The 22,307-nt window shown below is 63.0% G+C and carries 20 protein-coding genes; 2 read left to right on the plus strand and 18 right to left on the minus strand.

Annotation, left to right across the window (positions count from 1 at the left end; genetic code table 11):
- Positions 1–57: 57 nt before the first annotated feature.
- The 10 genes from ACU8HS_RS25560 to nirK all read right to left on the minus strand — a co-directional run bounded on the left by ACU8HS_RS25560 (position 58) and on the right by nirK (position 12,161).
- The gene (locus ACU8HS_RS25560; RefSeq protein WP_447015970.1) at positions 58–1,050 is read right to left on the minus strand and encodes an FAD:protein FMN transferase; all 993 of its coding nucleotides are present in this window, start codon (positions 1,048–1,050) and stop codon (positions 58–60) included.
- Entirely contained in the window at positions 1,043–1,603 is a 561-nt protein-coding gene (locus ACU8HS_RS25565) for a nitrous oxide reductase accessory protein NosL (protein WP_447015971.1), read from the minus strand. The genes ACU8HS_RS25560 and ACU8HS_RS25565 overlap by 8 nt, the downstream gene beginning before the upstream one ends.
- On the minus strand, positions 1,600–2,427 hold the full coding sequence (locus tag ACU8HS_RS25570) for an ABC transporter permease subunit (protein ID WP_447015972.1): 828 nt from the start codon (positions 2,425–2,427) through the stop codon (positions 1,600–1,602). Before ACU8HS_RS25570 ends, ACU8HS_RS25565 begins: the two co-directional genes overlap by 4 nt.
- A complete protein-coding gene (locus ACU8HS_RS25575; protein WP_162702971.1) occupies positions 2,424–3,341 on the minus strand; it encodes an ABC transporter ATP-binding protein in 918 nt (305 codons plus the stop codon). The genes ACU8HS_RS25570 and ACU8HS_RS25575 overlap by 4 nt, the downstream gene beginning before the upstream one ends.
- Complete coding sequence (locus tag ACU8HS_RS25580) at positions 3,341–4,717, minus strand: nitrous oxide reductase family maturation protein NosD (protein WP_447015973.1); 1,377 nt, start codon at positions 4,715–4,717, stop codon at positions 3,341–3,343. The genes ACU8HS_RS25575 and ACU8HS_RS25580 overlap by 1 nt, the downstream gene beginning before the upstream one ends.
- Positions 4,717–6,636 carry a TAT-dependent nitrous-oxide reductase gene (gene nosZ, locus ACU8HS_RS25585; RefSeq protein WP_447015974.1) on the minus strand — a complete coding sequence of 640 codons (1,920 nt, stop codon included), beginning with the start codon at positions 6,634–6,636 and terminating at the stop codon, positions 4,717–4,719. The genes ACU8HS_RS25580 and nosZ overlap by 1 nt, the downstream gene beginning before the upstream one ends.
- Before the next feature lie 46 nt (positions 6,637–6,682).
- Entirely contained in the window at positions 6,683–8,866 is a 2,184-nt protein-coding gene (locus ACU8HS_RS25590; RefSeq protein WP_447015975.1) for a 4Fe-4S binding protein, read from the minus strand.
- Positions 8,867–9,283: 417 nt separating this feature from the next.
- A complete protein-coding gene (locus ACU8HS_RS25595; protein ID WP_112568892.1) occupies positions 9,284–9,979 on the minus strand; it encodes a Crp/Fnr family transcriptional regulator in 696 nt (231 codons plus the stop codon).
- Positions 9,969–10,931 (minus strand): SUMF1/EgtB/PvdO family nonheme iron enzyme, encoded by a 963-nt coding sequence (locus ACU8HS_RS25600; RefSeq protein ID WP_112756954.1) that lies wholly within the window; start codon positions 10,929–10,931, stop codon positions 9,969–9,971. The genes ACU8HS_RS25595 and ACU8HS_RS25600 overlap by 11 nt, the downstream gene beginning before the upstream one ends.
- Positions 10,932–11,012: 81 nt before the next feature.
- On the minus strand, positions 11,013–12,161 hold the full coding sequence (gene nirK / locus ACU8HS_RS25605) for a copper-containing nitrite reductase (RefSeq protein ID WP_112568888.1): 1,149 nt from the start codon (positions 12,159–12,161) through the stop codon (positions 11,013–11,015).
- Positions 12,162–12,361: 200 nt separating this feature from the next.
- Here nirK and ACU8HS_RS25610 point away from each other — a divergent pair, with 200 nt between their 5' ends.
- Complete coding sequence (locus ACU8HS_RS25610) at positions 12,362–13,579, plus strand: NnrS family protein (protein WP_447015976.1); 1,218 nt, start codon at positions 12,362–12,364, stop codon at positions 13,577–13,579.
- A gap of 39 nt (positions 13,580–13,618) precedes the next feature.
- Here ACU8HS_RS25610 and ACU8HS_RS25615 read toward each other — a convergent pair whose 3' ends face one another.
- The 5 genes from ACU8HS_RS25615 to ACU8HS_RS25635 all read right to left on the minus strand — a co-directional run bounded on the left by ACU8HS_RS25615 (position 13,619) and on the right by ACU8HS_RS25635 (position 16,492).
- Positions 13,619–13,921: a DUF6522 family protein gene (locus ACU8HS_RS25615; protein ID WP_112702843.1), complete on the minus strand. Its 303-nt coding sequence runs from the start codon at positions 13,919–13,921 to the stop codon at positions 13,619–13,621.
- A 94-nt stretch (positions 13,922–14,015) separates the two neighbouring features.
- A complete protein-coding gene (locus ACU8HS_RS25620) occupies positions 14,016–14,321 on the minus strand; it encodes a metal-sulfur cluster assembly factor (RefSeq protein ID WP_112756958.1) in 306 nt (101 codons plus the stop codon).
- Complete coding sequence (locus ACU8HS_RS25625; protein WP_112758294.1) at positions 14,308–14,835, minus strand: DUF2249 domain-containing protein; 528 nt, start codon at positions 14,833–14,835, stop codon at positions 14,308–14,310. Before ACU8HS_RS25625 ends, ACU8HS_RS25620 begins: the two co-directional genes overlap by 14 nt.
- Positions 14,819–16,192: a hypothetical protein gene (locus tag ACU8HS_RS25630; RefSeq protein WP_113414055.1), complete on the minus strand. Its 1,374-nt coding sequence runs from the start codon at positions 16,190–16,192 to the stop codon at positions 14,819–14,821. Before ACU8HS_RS25630 ends, ACU8HS_RS25625 begins: the two co-directional genes overlap by 17 nt.
- A 15-nt stretch (positions 16,193–16,207) precedes the next feature.
- Positions 16,208–16,492 (minus strand): DUF2249 domain-containing protein, encoded by a 285-nt coding sequence (locus ACU8HS_RS25635; protein WP_112568876.1) that lies wholly within the window; start codon positions 16,490–16,492, stop codon positions 16,208–16,210.
- Positions 16,493–16,717: 225 nt separating this feature from the next.
- Here ACU8HS_RS25635 and hemN point away from each other — a divergent pair, with 225 nt between their 5' ends.
- The gene (gene hemN, locus ACU8HS_RS25640; RefSeq protein ID WP_113414071.1) at positions 16,718–18,070 is read left to right on the plus strand and encodes an oxygen-independent coproporphyrinogen III oxidase; all 1,353 of its coding nucleotides are present in this window, start codon (positions 16,718–16,720) and stop codon (positions 18,068–18,070) included.
- Positions 18,071–18,214: 144 nt separating this feature from the next.
- On the opposite strand, the gene ACU8HS_RS25645 is transcribed toward hemN, so the two are convergent.
- From ACU8HS_RS25645 to ACU8HS_RS25655, 3 genes are read right to left on the minus strand one after another with little or no spacing between them, the layout of a single operon-like run.
- Positions 18,215–20,101, minus strand: a complete 1,887-nt coding sequence (locus ACU8HS_RS25645) for a VWA domain-containing protein (protein WP_447015977.1) — start codon at positions 20,099–20,101, stop codon at positions 18,215–18,217.
- Positions 20,102–20,108: 7 nt separating this feature from the next.
- A complete protein-coding gene (locus ACU8HS_RS25650) occupies positions 20,109–20,921 on the minus strand; it encodes an AAA family ATPase (protein ID WP_447015978.1) in 813 nt (270 codons plus the stop codon).
- 27 nt (positions 20,922–20,948) lie between these two features.
- Positions 20,949–22,289, minus strand: a complete 1,341-nt coding sequence (locus ACU8HS_RS25655; protein WP_112568871.1) for a cbb3-type cytochrome c oxidase subunit I — start codon at positions 22,287–22,289, stop codon at positions 20,949–20,951.
- Positions 22,290–22,307 lie beyond the last annotated feature (18 nt).

The raw sequence follows: 22,307 nt of genomic DNA on the forward strand, positions 1-22,307 counted from the left end.
GGGCGATCGTCCTGCGCGAGCAAAGTTGGCAAAGGCACGCCCGGCAATCTTCGCTCGTCACGCGCTGCCTTCAAAACGCGCGTGGCTGCCGTCCAGGCCCACCAGATCGACGAGCAAATCCCTACGCGTCCTGGCCACCGAGCGGATGCTGGCCTCTTCCATCAGGCTAAAAGCCGTGGAGAACGCGTCGGCTGTCGTCGCGTCGTCAGCCACGACCGAGACGCGTCGATAGATGGCCGGTGCGGTACCGTCACGCGGATCGAGGATATGACCGAAGCGGCCGCCTGCGTCAAAATGAAAGCCTGCGGCACTGGAGGTTGCGACCGCCTTGTCGACAATATCCAGTATCCGGTCGGGACGATCGTCGAACTGGCTGTCCGCCAGTCCGATCCGCCAGGGGGTTCCGTCCGGTTTGGAGCCGATCGCCCGATCCTCTCCCATGTCGACCAGGCTGCTCGTTACGCCCGCGTTTCGCAGCAGGTCGACGATGCGGTCCGTTATGTATCCCTGCGCGATGCCGTTCAGGGTCAGTGCCATATGCGGGCGCATGACCACACGGTCTCGATTGAATACGACCCGGTCGAAGCCGATCTGTTCGAGCGCCTGGCCGACCTCGGGCCTCGCCGGACCCGACGGGTCAGCGTTCGGGGCGGAGAAATGCCTGTAGAAGAGCGACCAGAGCGGCTGCACGGTCGGATCGAAGGCGCCGGAGGTCTGCTCCCAGAAGGCCCGACTGCGTTCGAGCAGGGATACGAGGTCGGGCGAGGGAGCGGCAAGCGCTCCCGTCCTGTTCAATTCCGCAAGCGCTGAATCGCTGCGGCTGAGGCTGAAGACCGTTTCCAGCCGCGAGACCTCGGCAACGACCAGCTCGACAAGGCGGGCAGCCTCGACCGGGTCCTCATGGTTTAGAATCAAGGTTGCCGGCGCGCCGAGCGCCTGTCCCGTCCAGATCTTCGCGGGGACCGCCGCGCCGGCGGTCCTTATCAGCGGCAGCCCTGCCGCGGCTGCGAAGATTGCGATCGCCCGACGACGGCTGACCGGTCTAGCCATGATGCTCTGTCTCCATTTTCCCGTCATCGGCGGCGGGGCTGCCCGTTTCCGCACCCGAGCCCAGGACGTAGTCGCGGGGAACGTTGCCGAACGTCACCACGCTGCCGCCGTTGCTCGCCGCGAACTGCATGGCGGCTTCCCTGGTCGAGAAGGGCACGGTCTCTTCCGCTCCCATGCCGCTTCGCAGCGAGCTGTCGATGACGTAGAATGCCTTTCTCGCGTCAATCCAGTTCTCCGTCCCGGGCTTGTCCCAGCTTGGGGCCTTGCCCATGTCGGACACGTAGATGGCGACATAATCTTTCGGCTCTTCCGGCAGCATCGTGAAGGCGAGCGTGTCGCGGGCCGACGAGAACCAGATCGGCTCGCCGACCCTGGCGTCAAGGATGACCTGCCCTTTGGGTCCCGCATGTTCGAGCACGTTCATGCCGCAATATCTGCCGATGGCATCCGTTGTCAGCGCGAATGGGGGCGGGGGTGCCGGTGGCTCCTTATCCTCACAGCCGGCCAGCAATAGGGGGCACAGGAAAGTCAAGGCGAAGATCATGGTCCTCATAGCTCTCTCCTTGAAAATATCAGGGCGGCAAGTGCCAGCGGCGCAGCAGTCCAGGCGCCGAGGACGCTGACCAGCGTGGCGCTGCTCAGCCCGGCATGACCTGCGACACCCGCCATGCCGGAGAAGGCACGGGTCTCGCCGGAGCCGAGATTGAGCATCCGGTAGGCATCGGTCGGGTTGAGCATGAGAAGGGCGTCCAGCAGGCCGCCGGGGAGGGCATGTCCGCCGGCTGCGACCAATGTGCCGAGCAAGGCCATGTCATAGATCAGCACGAAGAAGAGCCAGACGCCGATGGCAATGCCGCCCGCCGTGCTGCGTTCGCCTGCCAGCCCGCTCACCAGATAGCCGATCGCCACGAACGCCGCACCGAGCAGCACGGAGGAGGCCAGCATCGCGGCGAAAGCCACTGAGCTCGCGGCGTCGATTGCCGCACCGGTCGCTGCCAGCGCGACAGCTGCCGCGCCGTAGCCGAAAAGCGTTGCGAAGGAGAGAATGGCGATATGGCCCAGAAACTTGCCCGCGATTACCTGTTTGCGGCCGATCGGATAGCTGAGGAGCAGAAGCATGGTGCCGCGCTCCATCTCTCCGACGATCGCATCGTGAGACAGCAGGAGCGCAATCAGCGGCACCAGGAAGATGGTGAGACTGGAAAGGCTCACGATGACCACGTCGAGCCTGTTCACGCCGACATTTCCCGTGGGCGCGCTGCCCAGGAACGAGAGCGTCAGCGCCAGCGCCGCCAGCAGAAGGGTCGTCGCCAGGACCCACCTGTTGCGCAGGCCCTCACGGATCTCCTTGGCGGCGACGATCAGGATATTCTTCATGCACGCGCCCTCCCGGCGTTCAGAAAATGCGCGTAAAGGTCGTCCAGGGTCGGTTCGTTGACGTGGAGCATCGCAATGTCGTCGGGATTGGCGGTCACTTCCTTGAGCAGGGTGATCTTGTCTTCCATCGCCACCTCGAATTCGAACGTTTCCGGCGCGGTCGGCTTCCAGGCGACGGCGACGCTCTTCGGACTTCTGATATTGGCGCCATGGCGAAATCTGACGCTTACGCGGGTGGGAAGCCGCGCGAGAGCCCGCAGATCGTCCAGCGTCCCGTCGGCGATCGCCACGCCGTCGTTCACGATCAGCACCCGGTCGGCCCGGTCTTCGAGTTCGGTCAGCGCATGCGACGACAAGAGGATGGTCGTTCCCTTCGCGCGGAGTTCGCTCAGCAGATCGTAGAACCGCCGGCGCAGCGCCGGATCGAGGCCACTCGTCGGCTCGTCCAGCAGCAGGAGACGAGGCTCGCCCAGCAGGGCCTGCGCCAGCCCCAGTCGCTGGCGCATCCCCTTGGAATAGGTGCGCACCGGCCGGTCTGCCGCGGCCGCGGCCAAGCCGACGCGCTCCAGGAGATCCATCGAGTTGGAAGGGGAGACGCGCTTCAGCCGCGCGTAGAAAGCAAGTGTTTCGCGGCCGGTCAGGGCCATGTGGAAGGCGACGCTTTCCGGCAGATAACCGAGCCTCTGCCGCACGGAGAAATCGCCGCTCGAAGGATCCTCTCCCATGACTTCGATGCTGCCGGCCGACGGGCGAATGAGGCCCAGCATCAGCTTTATCAGCGTTGTCTTGCCTGCGCCGTTATGGCCCACCAGCGCGACGGTTTCGCCCTCGTTGAGCGCAAACGAGATGTCCTTGATTGCCTGCACCTCGCCGTAGCGCTTGACCACGCCGGAGAGGAGAACGGTCGGGTGCATCATTGCCCTGCCTCCGAATGCAATGCGGGAGGTTCCATCAACGGGTGGCCGTCGACCACGCCGCCGGGCAGCAGGGCGGGAAACTGCGCCTGCGCCCATCGGATGAACTGGATCGCCGGGCTTGTGGTGAGAACCTTCGCCTGGGGCGCGGTCCACAGGACCTTGTCGATGAGATCGTTGGGACGGTAAGCGTTGTCGCCGACGCCGTCGCCGTCCAGATCGAATGCCGGATTGTCGCTCCAGTAGTTGCCGCGACCGTTCTGGGACCAGTCCAGATACCGTGTTCCGACATATTTGACCTGGTTGCGGTTGTTGATGAACGAGTTGCCGCTGACGGCATTACCTTCCGACCCTGCGGTGAAGTGAATGCCGATTCCGCAGCCGTTGAACTCGTTGCCGATCAGCCGGTTCTTGTTTGCATTGTAGACGAAGACGCATTTTTCGGGGCCGACACGCAGTCCCGTTCCGTCTGCGCTGGAGCGCATCGGATCGTCGTCCGCGGGCAGCTCGTCGGTGGACCCGCGGGAGCCGCCTGTCGTCCACCGATCTTCAGGCTGCAAGCGCCCGCGCACCACGTTGCCGCTGATCAGCGAATTGTTGGCGAAGTTCAGGAGCACGCCGTGATCGCGGTCGCCGTCGGAGACGTTGTCGACGATCTTCAGCCGGCTGGAGAACATGATCGCATAGCCGACGACGTTCCCGACCGAGACGTTTCCGCGGATTTCGCTGTCGTTGGTGTACATGTAGTGGACAGCAAAACGAAGGTCGTGGAAACGGTTGTCGCTGAAGACGTTTTGCTTGCTGGCGTTGGTGGCGATTCCGTCGCGGCCGAAACTGATCTCGTTGGAAAGGACCTTGGCGCCGGGAGCGTTCCAGACCGTGACGCCATTTCCGGCCTCGCTCGGCCGGCCCTCTTTCAGGCCGACGATCCTGTTTGCGCGCGTTATGGAGTCTCTCGCGCCGTGGATGTAGATGCCGTAGAGGTTCTCCGCCACGAGGTTGTTCTCGATCACCGCACCCTTTGCCGCCTCGGTCGCAAACACGCCCGAATCCATCGTCTCGAGGTTTGTGCCTGAACCGCGGATCTCAACGCCGCGCAAGGTCACGTCGGCGGCGTCAATGGTTACGACCGTGCCGTGGCCGTTGCCGATGATGGCCGCGCCGGGATCGCCCTCCACGACCAACGGTTTCCTGATCGTCAGCGGTCCTCTGTAGCTGCCGGGGCGCAGGATGATCCGGTCGCCCGCAGCCGCCTGCTCGACGACGGCGGCCAGGTCCGTCCCGTCGGCGGGCGTGACGACGCGATCGGCCGCTCCGGCGGGCGAACAGGTGGCGGTCCAAAGGACCGCCACCGTTATGACAAAAGCCTGGCGCATCAGGCTGACTTGGGTTCGACGAGCATGCGGCCCTTCATTTCCATGTGCATGGCATGGCAGAACCACGAGCAATAGTACCAGTAGACGCCCGGCTTGCTTGCGGTGAAGGTGACGGACGAGGTCGCCTGCGGCCCGATCTCCATGTTGATGCCGTAGTTGACGATGGCGAAGCCGTGCGTCAGGTCCTCGACTTCGTCGATATTGGTGACATAGACCGTCACCTCGTCGCCCTGTTTGACGGTAAAGGATTCCAGGCCGAATACCGGCGCCGAGGACGTCATGTAGACGCGCACCTTGTTGCCGTCCCGGATGACCTGCGAGTCGATCATCAGGTCGATATTGTCCTTCTTGGCTTGCGCGACCGCATCGGCAAAGAAGGGGTCGTCACGGCTCCAAAGGCTGACCGGGTTGATCTTGGATGCATGCACGATCGTCGCGTCGTGCGGCTCGGCGAAGGTCGGGTTGTCGTGCACGAGAACCATCTCGTCGCCCGAAATGTCGATGAGCTGGTCGCTTTCCGGCTTCAGAGGCCCGACGTTCAGATACCGGTCCTTCGAGAATTTGTTGAGCGAGATCAGCCACTTCCCGTCCGCTTCCTTGGTCTGGCCCATCGAGGTGTGATTGTGCCCCGGCTGATAGTGGACATCGAGCTTCTGGCGGATCGGATTGACTTTCTCGCCGGCGAAGGCGCGCTTGGCGTCCTCGATGTTCCACTTGCAGATCTGACTGTCGATGAACAGGGTGGTATAGGCGTTGCCGCGGCCGTCGAAAGCGGTGTGCAACGGGCCGAGGCCGAGTTGCGGCTCCGCGACCACCGTGTCCCGAGGCTGGATCTTGTCGTCGAACAGGTCGTCGAACTTGCGGACGTCGAAGACGGTGACGGTGGGGGAAAGCTTGCCCGCGGCCACGGCGTGAATTCCGTCGGGCGCGGTGTTCATGCCGTGCGGGCCGTTGGAAACCGGAATGTAGCGGGTGTAAGGCGAACCGTGCCGTCCGTCGATGACGGGCACACCGCCGATTTCCTTGTAATCACCCTTCTCTACGGCATCCTCGATGCGCTTGATGTTGAAGACCACGACCCAGTCCTGGTCCTTCGCCATCATCTGCTCGAGATTGACGCCGTTTTCCGAATTGTAGCAGGTCGCAAAGCAATATTTGCCCTGATAGTCGGCATCGACATTGTCGAGATTGCCGTCGACGATGACCTGCCAGGCAACCTTCATCGTCTCGCCATCGACGGCCGTAAACACTGCCTGGTAGCTCTTGGGATCGTCGAGGACCTTGCCATCGTTGGGGATCGGTACCCCGTCTTCGCCGTTGCAGAAGACGTAGCCGGTTTTCGGATATTTCTGAACGCGCAGGCCGTGAACCGTGTGCTGGTTCGGCAGCTCGATGATCTTGTCGCACTTCATCACGTCGAGGCGGATGCGGCAGATGCGGGTATTGGCCTTGTCGTTGGCGTAGAGATAGCGCCCGTCATAGGTGCCGTCGGTCTGCGACGGATGCGGATGGTGAAGGTCGCCGTTATGGTAGACGCCGCCCCGGTCCTTGAGGAATTCGACCGTCTGGGGAAGCAGGCCTTCCGTCAGCACCTTGCGGCTCTCGTTGGTCAGGCCCCAGCCCGTCGCGCTGCAGCGGTTGAATACCGGAATGCGCATGATCTCGCGCATCGAAGGAATGCCCACGATGCGGACCTCCCCGGTCTGGCCGCTCGAAAAGAACGTGTAGTATTCGTCGAGCTCGCCGGGCTTGACTTCCCATGTCTGGCGTCCGGACTCGGCGGCCACGGCGGGCGTCGCGACTGTGCCTGAAAAGCCCAGGACCCCACCCGCCGTCGCCGCTCCCGCCGCCGCGGCCATGGCCGTGGTGCCCAATAGCTGACGTCTGTTGAACACCGGCTGTTTGTCTTCCGTAGACATGCTTTCTCTTCCTTCGTTATGGCCGCGAGCGAAGTGCCGCAGCCGATTAAGCTCGTTCGATAGGTTTGCCCTTGTGGGTGACGACGGTCTTCGCCGGCTTCTCGCCGCGCGATTCCGGAGTGGAAAGCGCCATGAATTTCTCGCGTTTCAGCCGCACCTGGATCATGTGCGGACAGCGCTGGTCGTCATGGTACAGTTCCTGGCAATGCATGCAGTAGATGCACTCGTTTACATTGATCTGGCCCTCGGGATGGATGGACTGCACGGGACATTCCTTGGCGCAGCGGTGACAGGGCGAGCCGCATTCCGGGTAGCGCTTCAGCCACTCGAACATGCGTATCCGGCCGGGAATGGCGAGCGCGGCGCCAAGAGGGCAGAGATAGCGGCAGTAGAAGCGTTCGATGAACAGGCTCGCGACGAGCAAGGCGGCCGCGAAGACGACGAACGGCCAGTCCCGCACGAATTTCAGGATGATCGCGGTCTTGAACGGCTCGACCTCGGCCGCCATCTCGGCGTAGCTCATCGAATAGAACGACAGTCCGAAGAGCCCGAGGAAGATGATGTACTTGATGGGCCAGAGCCGTTCATGCAGGCCCCAGGGCAGCCTCAGCTGCGGGATTTTGAGACGCTTTGCCACTTTGCCCAGAAGTTCCTGCAACGCACCGAACGGGCAGAGCCAGCCGCAGAACGGGCCGCGTCCCCAGAACAGCAGGCCCGCGGCAACCGCTGCCCAGAGAACGAAGATGAGCGGCGCGGCGAGAAAGAACTCCCATGTGAAATTGGTGATCAGCGCGTTCGTGAACGTCAGCACGTTGACCACGGACAACTGCGCATTGGCATACCAGCCGAGCCAGACGAGCGTGAACATGAGGTAGCCGTTGCGCACCCATGCAAAGAGTTTGGGCCGTTTGACCAGCCAGTCCTGGAAGAAGAAGATCGACGTCAGGACAAGCAGCGCGCCAATCGTGATCCCGATATTCAGGCGGTTGCTGTCCCAGATGCGGATCCACAGGGCATCGTTTTCCTGCGCCTGATCCGACACGTGCTCCTGCGTGGGCGGCTCGGGCAAAGGAGCCGCGGTTTCGGCTGCGCTGATATATTGCTGCGGCAACACGTATCCGAGATTGAAGGGAATGATCGCCTTGTCCCGCGCGTCGCTGCTGCTGCGCTGTGCGAGCAGCTGGAGTTCCCACGGTTCGGTAACGTCAAACGTGAAGTCCGACGGAACCACGAACAGTGCGATCTCTCTCAGGCTTGGAGCGTCAGAAGCGGCAAATGCCGCGATCCGGGTGTGGTTGCGATCGCGGAACCGGAGACCTTGCCCGTCCTGCAACAGTTCGATGCGATCGAAAATGCCGCCTCGGACATAGCCTGATCCCTTGAAGGAATAGGCCCCGTCCCCGGCGACGAGAATTGCCGACTGACCCGGCTGCAGGCGGCTCCGCAGGCGCTGGTATGCCGCATCGCCAAGAAGACTTCTGCCGATCGTCGGAACGCTGACCGGGGCCACGTAGAGGTCGATGAAGCGGTCGTCGCGGTTTGCTGTTTCCGGGTGCGATGCCGCGTCTGCGTGCCCGGCTTGCTCGAAAGCTTTCGAAACCTCTCCCACCGACAGCCGCAGGCTGCGAATTGAGCCGTCGCCAAGAAGCGTTTGCCAGTCTTTGACATTGCTCCGGGAGAGATCCAGCGTTTTCACGTCGGGCTGCGCGTTGAGGCCGGTTTCGCCGCCCGTGTGCAGCCGGTTGCTTTGGATGAGCTTGACCGCGGAGCGTATGACGCTGTCGCCCATGACGAGCACCGTCACCGTGGCGCCGCTGACGATCTCCACCTGCGGCGGACGTTCTTTTCCGGCCGCTACAGGGCTGAGATTCTTGCCGATGATGGAGTTGAGCGCGGCGACGACCTTCGCCTGGGGAATGCCGATCAAGACGATCGGTTCATGATGTTCGATGAGCTTGATGCCGCGAACGACGCCTGAAGTGTCGATGCCGACGGCGATCTGTATCGGTTTACCGGAATATCCGGTGGAGCTGGTGAAATCGGAGCTCAGATAGGCATAACCCACCATTTCCTGGCCCCGGTATACCGGCGCGATCGGCGGCTCTCCGGACGGATCGCCGAAGCGATCGGCACCCTCGAACAGTTCGCCGGGCTGGACCTTGCCCAGATATGCCGAAAGCTGGCTTGCGGCGAATGAAGGGGAAATCGAGATCGCCGCAAACGCGATCATCGCAAGCCAGAAGACGGCTGTGGTCCGTATTACCGCACTTAGCCTCTGTGATCCCATCCCACCTGATTTCCAGTTATTTCGACCCGGCGCTTGTCGGTATAGATGGAATGGCCGGCGGCTCGTTGAGCTAGATCAACATCGCGGGATGAAAGGCGGGCGGGATTTTCGCGAGCGCTTTTCCCACAGCGGAACGATGTGTAGGCCCTGCCGCGGGAGGGAGATCGGTCAATGCCGAAGAATGCGCTTTGGCGCTGCGAACCGCTCGTCGGTCGCAATCAACACAGTATCGGGAATAGTGCGGGCAATGATCAGGAGGCGCGGACATGCTGCGCAGCCTATCCCCTCACTGTCCCGCAAGTGGCGTGAATTCGGCCCGGATCAGGCTCCGCATCTGCGGACGGCCCTGCAATCAGCTGGTCAGTCGCCTTTGCCTTCCGCAAGCCTCAGAAGACGTTGCGGGTCGGTGACGGTCAGTTTCTGCCTGCCGCCTTCGACAATGCCCTTGCTTTCCCAGGCGCTCAGGATTCGCGATACGGTATGCAACGTCGTGCCTGTCATCTCGGCAATATCCTGCCGGGATATGGGGAAATCGATCCTGATGGCGGTTCCCACAGCCTTGCCGGCTTGCTTGGACAGGCGCAGCACGGCATGCGCGACCCGTTTTTCCACTTCTTCCGTCGACATCTCGCGGATGCGCGTATGCGCCTCCTCAAGCCGCTGGCCGATCGTCTGCATCGCGGTCATTGCCAGCCGCGGGTTTTGCTCGACGAACCGCGACCACATGTCGGTCGGCCAGCCGAGGATGAGACTTTCGGCCGCGGCAGTCGCCGTTCCCGGATAGTCCTGCCGGCGCAGCGCCATGGCAAAGCCGAAGAGATCGCCCGGATGCACCATCCTGACGATGATCTGCTGGCCGTCATGGGTGACCTGTGTAACCTTGAGCCTGCCGTGGAGCAGCAGGAAGAACGATTTGGCGGGAGCTCCCTGCTCGAAAACCGCATCGCCCTGGGCGATGCGGCGCGGGGTCGCGTGTTCGAGCATGGCGTCGAGATCGGCATCCGTCATGCGCTCGAAAAGCGGCAGCGACTTCAAAACTGTACGGTCAACCTTCATCGTCGTTTCGCTGAACCCCTCTCAATATGGCACCGCCGATCATATCGGTCACAACGCGGCGGGTGAAGTCCTCGATGCGCTCGAAGAAGCCCGCCTGCCGGACAAGCCGGAAACCGAGATTGTCGGGCGGGCTGCCGACCGAGCACCCGCCGCCCTTGGGGTTTCTCACGAAAGTGCTCATCGGCGCGCGGTGCCTGCCGGCGGCGATCATGATGCCGCAGCCGGCCGGATCGGGCTCGCCGGCAAGGCTCTCCTTGTCGAGGTCGATGCGTTTGTTGCAGGTCGAGGTCCATTCCCAGACGTTTCCGCCGAAATCGGCAAGGCCGGTCCGGCTCAGGCCGAACGATCCTCTCGGCTGCGGCGCCGGGTCGCTCGAGGCGGTGCGCCGTGCCTCGCGTTCATAGTCCGCCAGCCAGCGCAGCGCCGGGTTTTTACTGTCGGCATCGACGCCGAGCGCGTCGTCGGGGAAACGGTCGTCGGCGGCGTAGGCGAGCTCGAAGTCGGTCGGAAGCCGCCAATCTTCGCCGGTCCGTTGCGACAGCCAGCCTGCGTAGCGCAACGCATCCTCGTAGCTGACGCCCGTCACCGGCGTGTCGCCGCCGGACGCGGTACCGCGACCTTCCGGCTCGGGGCAGGCGCCGTCGGCCACGCAACGGCCGTATTCCGAAAGGCTGGTCTGGTATTTCATGATCGTCAAAGGCATTCGCACACTGGCCCTGCGCTTCGGCGCATCGACGGCCAGGCCGCTGCGGAAATATTCGGTCGCGTCGCGATACTCGAATTCATGGGGTGCAATGGTGACGGCCTCGGGAGCGGCAAGCGCTGCGTCGCGCCGCCCGATATTCACGAGCCCGGTCTCAACCGCGAGCGCTGCGGAAAGGACCGCAAGAAGCGCCAGCGGAATTGCGATCGAAATGCCGGAAACCCCTGCAGTCTCGGCGTGCGGTGTCATGTCCTTTTCGCAACATGCGCCCCCTTTTCACAAAAACATGCTGTGCAGGCCGCCCTCACGGCCTGCACAGCCCCACTCCGGTCAGCTGGCCGACGGCGACTTGACCGAAGTCATCAGATCGTCGTTCCAGTCCCCTGTGACCTTGAAGTGGGCAGCCGCACCGAGTTCGAAGGCCTCGATGAGGTTGTGGTTCACATAGGCGTAGATGCCTGGCTGCGCGAAAGTGTAGAGCGCCGCACCCGCCGTGCCGCCCGGGATGAACCAGGTCTCCTGGTCGATGTCGGGCGCGTTGGCAAACTTGCCGGTTGCCCAGACATATTCGCCGTGGCCGCCGATGAGATGCGGTCGCGTATCGCGGTTTGCCTGCGAATGCACGATCAGCACGGTCTCGCCGACCTTGGCGGTCATGGCATTGTCGCCCGTCAGCGCCCCGACGGCACCGTTGAATACGATGTGGGTCGGGGTCAGCGTCTTCATGACGGCCAGCGTATCTTCATAGGCTTCGCCGGGGCTGTCGTATTTCTTGAATTTGCCGTTCTCGTCGCGCGGGATGTAGAAGTCCTGCTCGCCGACATAGTAGACCTTGTCGTAGACGAGGGGCTTTCCGTGGCCGTCGGTAAGGCCCTCGCGCGGAAGAACCATGATTGCACCGTTCATGCCCGAGGTGACATGCCAGGGAACCATGCCGGGAGGTGCGCAGTGATAGACGAAGACGCCTGCCTTTGTCGCCTTGAAGCGCAGGATCGTGCTTTCGCCGGGACCGACGACCGTCAGCGCGCCGCCGCCGAGCCCGCCCGTCGAGGCGTGGAAGTCGATATTGTGCTGCATCGTGTTCGTTGCGGGATTGATCAGCGTCAGTTCCACATAGTCGTCCTGATGGACGACCATCAGCGGGCCGGGCACCGAACCGTCGAACGTCATCGCGTTCACCTCGGTTCCCGCCTGGTCGAGCACCATCTTCTTCTCGTGGATGGTGAGCGTAAATTCCTTGATCTTCGGGGGACCCTCGGCCTTCTGGCTGTGGGCGTGGACGAAGGGCGGCTTGACCAGCTCGATCTTCTCGCGCTGAAGCTTGCTGAAGTCGACGGCCGATACCTTCTTGGGCGCATTGGCTGCCGCGGCCTCGTCGGCGTGAGCGGCGGTGTTGGCGACGATGATCGGCGTCAGCGCTCCCGCGACGGCAGCACCCGTAAGCATTGTGCGACGGGTCATTTGCAGAGTATTCGTCATTTCTAATCTCCCGTAGTCGAAGAGCGAGCGAATGCCGCCCGGTCGAGAAGGAAGGTAGTAGAAACCCGGCTGGACTCTTTGATTTGGAGCAAACTGACTATTTGTGTCAGCGCAAAGTTCTGCCCCTGCTATTTGCGTAATCTCAACGACTGCCCCGACAATCTTTTGCATTGCTGTGTCGTCAATTTGGAGACACGGAAATGAAAAACACTTCGGACGCCGCGCGCGATCTTCCGCGCGGCATGTCGCGAACCGGACCGGTCCTCTTTTCCTACGGCTTCCGGCCCTTCTTTCTCGCCGCAGCACTCTGGGCCATCGCAAGTATCGATCTGTGGATCGCCTATCTGAACTTCGGCATCCCCGTCGCGTCGGATTACGGGACATTGTACTGGCACGCACACGAGATGCTGTTCGGTTTTGCGCCGGCGGTTCTGGCAGGCTTCCTGCTGACGGCGATCCCGAACTGGACCGGACGCCTGCCGATCGCCGGCCGGCCGCTCGTCGTGCTCTTTGCGGTCTGGTGCGCCGGCCGCCTGGCCATGCTGCTCAGCGGCTCGATCGGCATTGTCGCGGCGAGCGCCATCGACAGCCTGTTCCTGCCGGTCATGCTGCTCGTCTGCGCGCGCGAGGTCGTGGCGGGAAAAAAATGGAAGGACCTGAAGGTCATCGCGGGTCTTTTCGTCCTGTCGCTCGCCAATCTGCTCTTCCACGTCGAAGTCATCGGCGACGTAGGCCCGGATGTAGCGATCCGTCTCGGCATCGGAGCCTACGTCCTGCTGGTGACGATTGTCGGAGGCAGGATATTGCCGAGCTTCACCCGCAACTGGATCAACCAGTTCGGCCGCACGGATTTTCCGGTCCGGTACAACAGTTTCGATGCTGCAACCATCATCGTCGGCGCGGTCGCGCTCGTCCTGTGGGCGTGCTTGCCGGATTCGACGGTGGCATGCGGGACGGCCGCTGTCGCGGCGGTTCTCAACACGGTCAGGCTCGTTCGCTGGCGCGGCTGGACCACCTGGGCGGAACCCATCCTGTTCGTCCTGCACGCCTCCTTCCTGTTCGTTCCGCTCGGCTTTGCCGCCATTTCGCTTCAGGCCTGCGGATGGCTGCCCGAAGTGGCGGTGCTGCATGTCTTCGCGATCGGCACGATTTCGATGATGATGCTCGCGGTGATGACACGGGCGACGCGGGGCCATACCGGACGGAAACTGAAATCAAGCCGCATGACCAATATTTCCTACGTCCTGCTCGGCGCTGTCGCGCTCGTCCGGCCACTTGCCGAACTCGTCCCCGGGCTGAGCACCGAGATCCTCATCGTGGCGGCGGTCGGATGGACGGCGGCCTTCGGATTGTTCGCGGCGGAACACGCGCCGCTCCTGTGGTCCGGGCGCAAACCCCTGGCGGTGAAGGGAAGGTGATATGCCTGACCGGAAAGGCCGTGCGAGCGGCCTTTCGGTTCAGCGGCGCTCGCCGCCAGAGCCCGTGCCCGAAAACCGCATTTCCTCGCTGAGCACATGGCCGTCGTCGCTGACGATGGCAATCCAGACCCGATTGCCGATGCGCACGGAAAGGCGCCGCCTGCCGGCGTCCGCGCCGGTGCCGACCTCCACTCTCGAGCGGACAAAGCCCCGGCGCAGGTGATCCATAAGAAGGTCGGGTGTCAGGCCGAAACGTTCGGCGAGAACGCCGGCGTCTACCACCGGGCTTCCGTCCGGCTGCAATCCAAACAGGTTCTTCTTGTTGTCCAGGTCTTCGCTCATCGGCCTCTCCAATAGAGGGTAAGGCGAACTGATTGTCCAGCTTCGACGCGCAGCCTTGCCCGTCAGGCGGCCGGTCCGCCCCATGAAAAAAGCATCAGGCCTTCGGCAGGCCGAAGAGCGACACCATATCCGGCGACCATGCCGGCTCGTAGACGAGATCGACGACGGCGCGGCTCACGCCGGCCATGTCCTCGACGCGCTGGCGCGCAGCCTCGGCAATATAGCCCGACGCCGGACAGAAGCGGGTGGTCGTGGTCATCTTGATCTTCACGACGGCGGGCTCGGTGACGTCGATCTCGTAGACCAGGCCGAGGTCGACGATGCTCGTCCCCATTTCGGGATCTTCTATTTCGCGCAGCGCGTCGCGCACATCCTGCTCCGTGACCTCAGTCGCCAGCATTGCTCTCACCTCCCGCGGTCGTCCTGATCATGATCCGATAGGTCTTGCCGGACGAATCGAAATTGCCGATCCATTCGTGGCCCCGCGCCTTCAATTCGTTGAAGAGGAAGACGGGCTCCCGGTTGAGAAGGGCGAACAGAACCTCGCCGTCCGCCATCGTCTCCAGCCGGGACAGGATGCGCTCCATCGGCTCGGGTGGCGCAAGGTCGGTCAGGTCGAGGTTCCAGACCGGATCGGGCCAGACCGCTTCAGTGGCGGCCACGGCCGGTTCGGATCGCTGAATGGGCTTGTTCGGGATGAAATCGATTTCCCAGTCGTCATCGGCCAGGCGCTTTGCGACATGCGAATAACCGCGCTGTTCGAGCTGGCGGATCAAAGGGACGGGTTCGAATATCGCGCGCAGCTTCAGGCCCTCGTCGGGTTCGAGGCCGGCGAATGTGTCCATGATGAGCTGGAATGGCGTGCCGCCATCGCGCAGGATTTGTCGGACGTCGAGTTCACGAAACTGAACCATTGGCGTTACCCCTGTGGTTTGCGGCGAGCAACAGCGCCGGCTTGTGAAATGGTGCGCTCTTCAATCGGGGAGGCACGTTTGCGAGCGTGCGGGCAAGCACCAGCTCGGCGATGAGAGCGAAGGTCGATGCGGTTTGAACGGCTGCGAATATGCGAAAACCCGTGTCCGATCCAAGCCAGAGCGCGAGCGCGGCGCCCACCACCGAGAAGTAGAAGAGGCCAAGCCAGACGCCGGCCCGGCGCCCGTTGATCAGTTCGCCGAGCTTCGGCGTCGGCCTGCGGCCAAGAAGCGGGCCGAAGGCCTCGATCCAGGTGAGAAAGGGAACGATCTTCAGGAGCTGGGCGAGACCGAAACCGGTGAGCCAGCCGAACACGAAGAGATAGACGATCGCCGACACGACGGGCGTCTCGGCATGGAGAAACAGGGACAGGGCGAGGAGGACGACGGAAAGGCCGAGCATCGTGAAGGCCGGCAGCGAGCCCAGCGTATTGAGCTCGAGCGCCGGACGGCGCCTCGTACGGTATGTCCCGTAGATCTCGAGGAGATAGGCGGCGACAATTGCGGCAAACAGCACCGCAGCCGACAGAAAAAGCGCGCGTGCGACATCGGGTGCGACGGCGGCGGCGATCGCTGCGGCCGACAGGATGAGGACCGCCAGCGTGCTCGACCGGCGAATGAGCTGCGCCTTGCGCATGTCGTTGGACAGGAGGAACATCGGCAGCAGCTTGTAGCTGACGCCGATCGCCGCAAACGTCATCCATCCGCCAAGACCGAAGCTCGCGTGGAAGGCCACCGCTTCCGCGCCGTAGGCGACGAGTGCCGGTTCTTCCGTCTGACCGGATATCGTCAGGGCAAACAGGACGCCAAAGGCCGTCGTCACGAGCAGGCAGCCGATGCCGACGAGCACGATGAGGGAGGCGGCATGCACGCGCCGTCCCCGCCAGAGCAGGGCCGACAGGGACAGCGAGACAGCGGCGATGGAGATCGAGATCGTGACGGATGCTGCGACCATGACAGGGCCGGCCGCAGCCGAACCGATGCCGATCAGATGAAAGCCCAGCATGAGAAGTGCCGGGCCGGCGGCCATGCCGGCAAATGCGACCGGATCGAAGCGGCCGGTCGGCCGATCACGGCCCGTCAGCACCGGCGCAAACTGAAGCAACGATCCGATCATGAGAAGCAGAAGCCATCCGAGCGTCACCGCATGCACGATGGCCAGCGCTCCGGGCTCGCCGATGCCGAGGGACGGCGTCCAGATGCCGGCTGCCAGCAGGCACTCCGCCAGCAGCAGGTAAGACAGCGCCGCGCCGAAATACGACATCGTCCACCGCGACAGGGTCGTGCCCACGGGCATCATGGCGCGTCTCCGGCGCTAGTGGCTGCCGCAGCAGCAGTCGCAGCCCGCATCGAGGCGGGTGATCTCGACGCGCCAGACATCCGGTCCCTGTTCCAGATATTCCCACGAGAACTTTCCGGGCAGGGCGGTGTCGAGCTGGTACTGCAGCGGGCGGGGTTCGTGATCGCTGGTAATGTGCAGGCTCTGGCCCGGTGTCAGCGAGTGCAGCGTGCCGAAGATCCGGGGATGGCGTTCGACGGGCGGCAGGACCCGCACGTCGATATGTGCGACCGCGGTCTGCGTGGCTGGCGCTTCAGTCATTATGGCTGTTTCCTTTTTCCGCGAGATGACAAGTGACCGGACCGCGGCCTGTCCTGTGTCGTGGCGGACGATAGCCGGGTGCGCAGCGGGCGACTTTGACAGCGAGCAAACAGCCGGGCGATTGTCAGTTGTCAGTCCCGCGCGGCCCATTATTGATCCAGGACAAGGAAGAGCGCCCCGTTATCGGCCTATGCACATCATGATACTTTCATGAAGGAAGCCGAAATGTCCGATACCCTGGTCGCCAAATATGGCGAGGCCCGCCTGCCACGTTACACCAGCTATCCGACCGCGCCTGCGTTTTCGCCGGCGGTCGGGCCGGAGCAATATGCGCACGGCCTTTCAGATGTTGCCGCCTCCGGACCCGTCTCCGTCTACCTGCACGTTCCGTTCTGTCGTTCCATGTGCTGGTACTGCGGCTGTCACACCACGATCACGCGCCAGGATGCGCCCGTGCTCGAATATCTCGATGTCCTGAACCAGGAGATCGAACTTGTGTCGCAGGCCGCCCGAAACGAGGTCCCGGTCCGGAACGTCCATTTCGGCGGCGGCACGCCGACGATCATGAAGCCGGACGAATTTGCGAGCCTGATGAACAAGCTCAAGAGCGCTTTCCAGTTTACGAGCGACTGCAGCGTTGCTGTCGAGATCGATCCGCGGACGCTATCGAGCGCAATGATATCGGCGCTGGGCGAAAACGGCGTCGACCGGGCAAGTCTCGGCGTCCAGAGCTTCGACCCGGTTGTGCAGAAGGCGATCAACCGGGTCCAGAGCTTCGAGCAGACGCAGGCAGCCGTGACCGGGCTGAGAGGCTACGGTGTGACGAGCATCAATTTCGACCTCATCTACGGGCTCCCGCACCAGACCGTTCAATCCTGCATCGAAACGGTAAGAACGGCTGTCGAGCTGCGGCCGGAGCGTTTCGCAGTCTTCGGATATGCCCATGTGCCGGCCTTCAAGAAACATCAGCGGCTGATCGATGAGACTGTTCTGCCCGACGCTGCGCAACGCAACGAGCAGGCCGAGGCGATTGCAGGCGAGCTGGAGAGCGCCGGATATGTCCGCGTCGGCCTCGACCATTTTGCCTTGCCCGACGATCAGCTTGCCATCGCCTCCGCCTCGGGAACCCTGCGTCGGAACTTCCAGGGCTACACGACCGACGAATGCGATACCCTGATCGGGCTCGGCGCTTCGGCGATCGGGCGTCTGCCGGGCGGCTACGTCCAGAACCACGTTGCCCTTGGCCGCTACGCGGAGCGGATCGCCTCGGGAATCCTCGCAACCGCCAAGGGATACGGGCTGACCGATGAGGACAGGTTCCGCGCCAGAGTGATCGAACGGCTGATGTGCGACTTCAAGGTCGATCTCGCAAAGCTCGGCGCAGAAGCCGGCTACGACGCCGGCTTCCTCCTCGAGCGGAACGAGCGGCTGGACAGTCTCGCCTCCGATGGCGTCGTGACGATCGAAGGCGGCTGCGTCCGCGTCTCGAAGCAGCATCGCTTCATGGTCCGTGCCGTCGCGGCGGCCTTCGACGCCTATTTCGGTTCCTTCGGCCGGACCCACAGCAAGGCGGCATGACCCGCGGCCGGCCGGGGAGAGGCGGCAGGCGATCGGCTGCGATGCGCCGGCCGGTCTCGGGCCATCGGCACAGAAAACCAGGCCGGAAGCGATTCCGCCTGGTTCTCCGCGAGCGAAAGGGGGTGGATTGATTCTTTCGCGTCGTTATGTCGTCAAGTTCCTGTAGATCGCGGGCAGCGCGCTCGGCAATTTCGCAATGCTCGACACGAGCGCGAACCCGGATCTGCCGAAGATTGCCGGCAGGTAGTCGCCGGCGCTGCGATCCACCGTCACGGCAAAGACCGCCTGTCCCCTGGCGCGCGCCTCCATGACGGCCTTGCGGCTGTCTTCGAGCGCAAAGCGGCCCTCGTAGTGATCGACGTCGTTGGGTTTGCCGTCGGTGAGAATGAGCAGCAGCTTCTTCCTGGCGCCGTCGCTTTCCAGCTGGCTGGATATGTGCCGGATGGCCGCTCCCATGCGGGTATAGTAGCCGGGCCTCAGGCCTGCGATACGGCCGGCGGTCCTGACCGAGAAAGTCTCGTCGAAATCCTTGATCGTATCGACGCGGACCCAGTCGCGCCGGCGCGATGTGAAGGTCTTGATGGAAAAGCGGTCGCCACAGGATTGCAGGCCGCGGGCAAGGACGTCGAGCGCCTGCATTTCGACGTCGAGAACCCTGCGGTTGTCGACCCAGGAGTCCGTCGACAGGGAGACATCGACAAGGATCGCGGTCGCAAGTTCGTGGCTTGCGGGGCGGGCGCTCGCATAGATGCGGTCATCCGGCTGGCCGGTGGCGATGAAGTCGATGCGGGAGCGGACGGCCGCTTCGAGATCGATCTGCTCGCCGTCGAGCTGAGCCCTTCGCAACTCCCGCTTGGGGCGCAGCGTTTCGAACTGGCGCCTGACCTTGCGCACGAGGGCGGCGTCGCTGACGATTGCCCGGTCCGTATCGCCGGAGGGAGTGCCGGCCACGACGCGGCAGTGGTCGGCAAGATACCGGCCCTTCCTGAAATCCCATTCCGGATAGACGAATTCTCCGTCTATCGTCGTCGGATCGACGGCCTCGGGCGACAGGTCCAGGTCGAAGTGAAATTTCGATTTCGGCCGTTCGCGCGTTTCGCTGAGCGTGATTTCCTCAAGCTCGTCAGCCGCCGAGGGATCGTGCTCCTCGCCGTCATCGCTCGGGCGGTCGACATTGACCATCTCGGCCATGGCGAGGATCTTTTCGAAGCGGTTCAAGACAAAGGGATCGCGCTTGCGGTCCTCGGCGTCGCGTCTGCGCGTCGCCTCGTGCGACGGCCGCGCCTGTTGGTCGTTGCCTGCCTGATCGGACGGAAGGTCTTCGCGTTCGGATGGGCTGGTTTCGCCGCGTCCCCTGAAATCCGGCCAGACCGGCAAAGGCAGCATCGGCAGATAGCCGGCAGGGGCGGCGGTTATGGTCGGGCGGAGAATGTCGGGAAGGGGATGATGCAGGGGAACGGTGAGCGCCAGCTGGGCGAATTCTTCGATCCACCGTTCCGCCTGGGGAAGCGTGCCGCGCCTGCGACAGCCAAGCAGCGCCTCCGTCAGCCGTGCGTAGCGCGCCGCCATGCCGGGAAAGCTGCGGATGACCAGTGCGGCGTTTTTCCGGCCTGTCTCGATCCGCCAGAGATCGGCGAGGGCCGGGTCGGCAGGGGGCGAAACGCATGGCGCAGCCGCCACATAGGCGGCCAGCCAGAAATAGAGATCCCGGTTGAGCGAGCGCTCCTCGAAGAAGTCGATAGTGGCGGGCAGGTGGATTGCCGTGTCGTCCCAGCTCGGATGGTCCGACCGTTCCTCGCCGAGGCCGATGACCTGTCTGAGGCGCAGCCGGTGCATCGACGTTTTCTGCCGCGCTCGCTGGATCTGCAGCGTAGGGTCGCCGCCGAACGCCCTGAAGCAGACGGCAAGCTGCGGCCTGAGCTCTGCAAGGTGAACGGCTTCGGCCGGATGGTGCGGCCATGAACTGGTGTCGCCGACCAGCCGATGCCAGGCGCGTCCTACCGTCTCTTCGAGTTCCAGGAATTCCAGCATGCTTCACCTATCCGATCGCGGCTCTGGCAACCTCGACGAGGGCGGCCTTGACGTCCGGTTCGTCCGTCAGCGGCTCGATGATGGCGGCGCGCACCGCATCGATCGCCGGCAGGCCGGCATCGATAAGCGAGGCGCAATAGATGAGCAGGCGGGTCGAAACACCTTCTTCGAGATCCTGGCCCTTGAGCGCGCGCAGGCGCCGGGCGAGTTCGACAAGCGGTGCGACCCTGGCCTCAGCAAGGCCGCTTTCCAGGGACACGGTCGCGATCTCCCGTTCGGGCGGCAGGAAGTCGAATTCGATCGACACGAACCGCTGCCGGGTGCTTGGCTTCAGCGCCTTCATCAGGTTCTGGTACCCGGGATTGTAGGAGACGATCACCATGAATCCCGGACCGGCTTCCAGGACTTCGCCGGTCCGTTCGAGCGGCAGGATGCGCCGGTCGTCCGTCAACGGGTGGAGAACCACGCTCACGTCCTTGCGTGCCTCGACGATTTCATCGAGGTAGCAGATGCCGCCGTCCCGAACGGCCTTGGTGAGCGGCCCGTCCATCCAGACCGTTTCCCCGCCCTTGAGAAGGTAGCGACCGGTAAGATCGGCGGCGGTCAGGTCGTCGTGGCAGGAGACGGTCGACAAGGGCAGGCCGAGACGGGCGGCCATATGCTGCACGAACCGTGTCTTGCCGCAGCCGGTCGGCCCCTTCAGCAGGATCGGGAGCTGTCGCGTCCATGCGTGCTCGAAGAGTGCGCATTCGTTCCCCTGAGGCGTGTAATGCGGGATCTCGACATCGGGATCAAGCGGATGGTTGAAGGCTATCGTCATCACTGTTCTCCAGGAAAATGGCCCGCCTCATTCGGCGGGCTGGGCCACCGGGCTCGGGATGCGCGTCCGTCCGGGAACGAGCAGCGACCAGATGAACATCAGGGCGCTGATGAATACGAAGATGCCGGAGCCAAGTCTGACCCAATAGAAGAGAGCAAGCTGGTCCTGGACCTCCATGTAGGACTCGCCGAGCACCCGCTGCAGGTGCACCTGGATGATGCCGGCGAAGGTGAGCGCGAAGGTCATGACCGACATGGCGGTGCACATGATCCAGAAACTGGCGATCGACAGCCATTGATTATAGGGCGCGCGGCCGCGGATCTGCGGGACGGCATAGGCCATGGCCGCAAGGTTGAGCATCACATAGGCGCCGAAGAAGGCCAGATGCCCGTGCGCTGCGGTGATCTGCGTGCCGTGGGTATAATAGTTGACCGACGACAGCGTATGCAGGAAGCCCCAGACGCCGGCGCCGAAGAAGGCCATGACCGAGCATCCGAGCGACCAGAGAAGGGCAGCCCGGTTTTCATGCTTGCGGCCGGCGCGCCAGGTCATGACGAAGGTGAACACGACCATGGTGAAGAAGGGGGCCACTTCGAGCGTCGAGAAAAGCGATCCGATCCACTGCCAGTAACCGGGCGCGCCGATCCAGTAGTAGTGGTGGCCGGTGCCGAGGATCCCGGAAAAAAGCGCCAGTCCAATGATGACGTAGAGCCACTTTTCGACCACTTCCCGGTCGATGCCGTTCAGCTTGATCATCAGGAAGGCGAGAACCGACGCCATGATCAGCTCCCAGACGCCCTCGACCCACAGATGGACGACATACCACCAGTACATCTTGTCGAGCGCCAGATTGATCGGGTTGTAGAAGGCGAAGAGGAAGAAGATCGCAACGCCCCAAAGGCCGAACAGCAGGATGTTGGTGATCGTCGTCTTGCGCCCCTTGAGCGCGGTCATGGTGACGTTGAAAAGGAACATCAGCGCCACGATCACGATCCCGACCTTGATGGCGAAGGGCTGTTCCAGGAATTCGCGGCCTTCATGAATATGGAAGAGATATCCGACGACGGCGACTGCCGCCGCGATCAGGAAAATCCAGAACTGCGCGATTGCGATCCTGGTGCTGTAAAGCTCGGTTTCGCATTCTTCCGGCAGCAGGAAGTAGGTCGTTCCCATGAAGCCCATGAGCAGCCAGACGATCAGCGCATTGGTATGGATCATGCGCACGATGTTGAAGGGCAGCTCGACGGATAGTGTATTGGGCAGCACGTAGATGGTGCCGGCCAGCACGCCGAACAGGAGCTGGGCCATAAACAGGCCGAGAGCGCCGTAGAAATAGAGCATTGCGATGCTCTGGGTCTTGTATTTCATGTCTATATCCTCTCGCTG

The organism is Rhizobium sp. KDH_Rht_773_N (genome assembly GCF_052946295.1).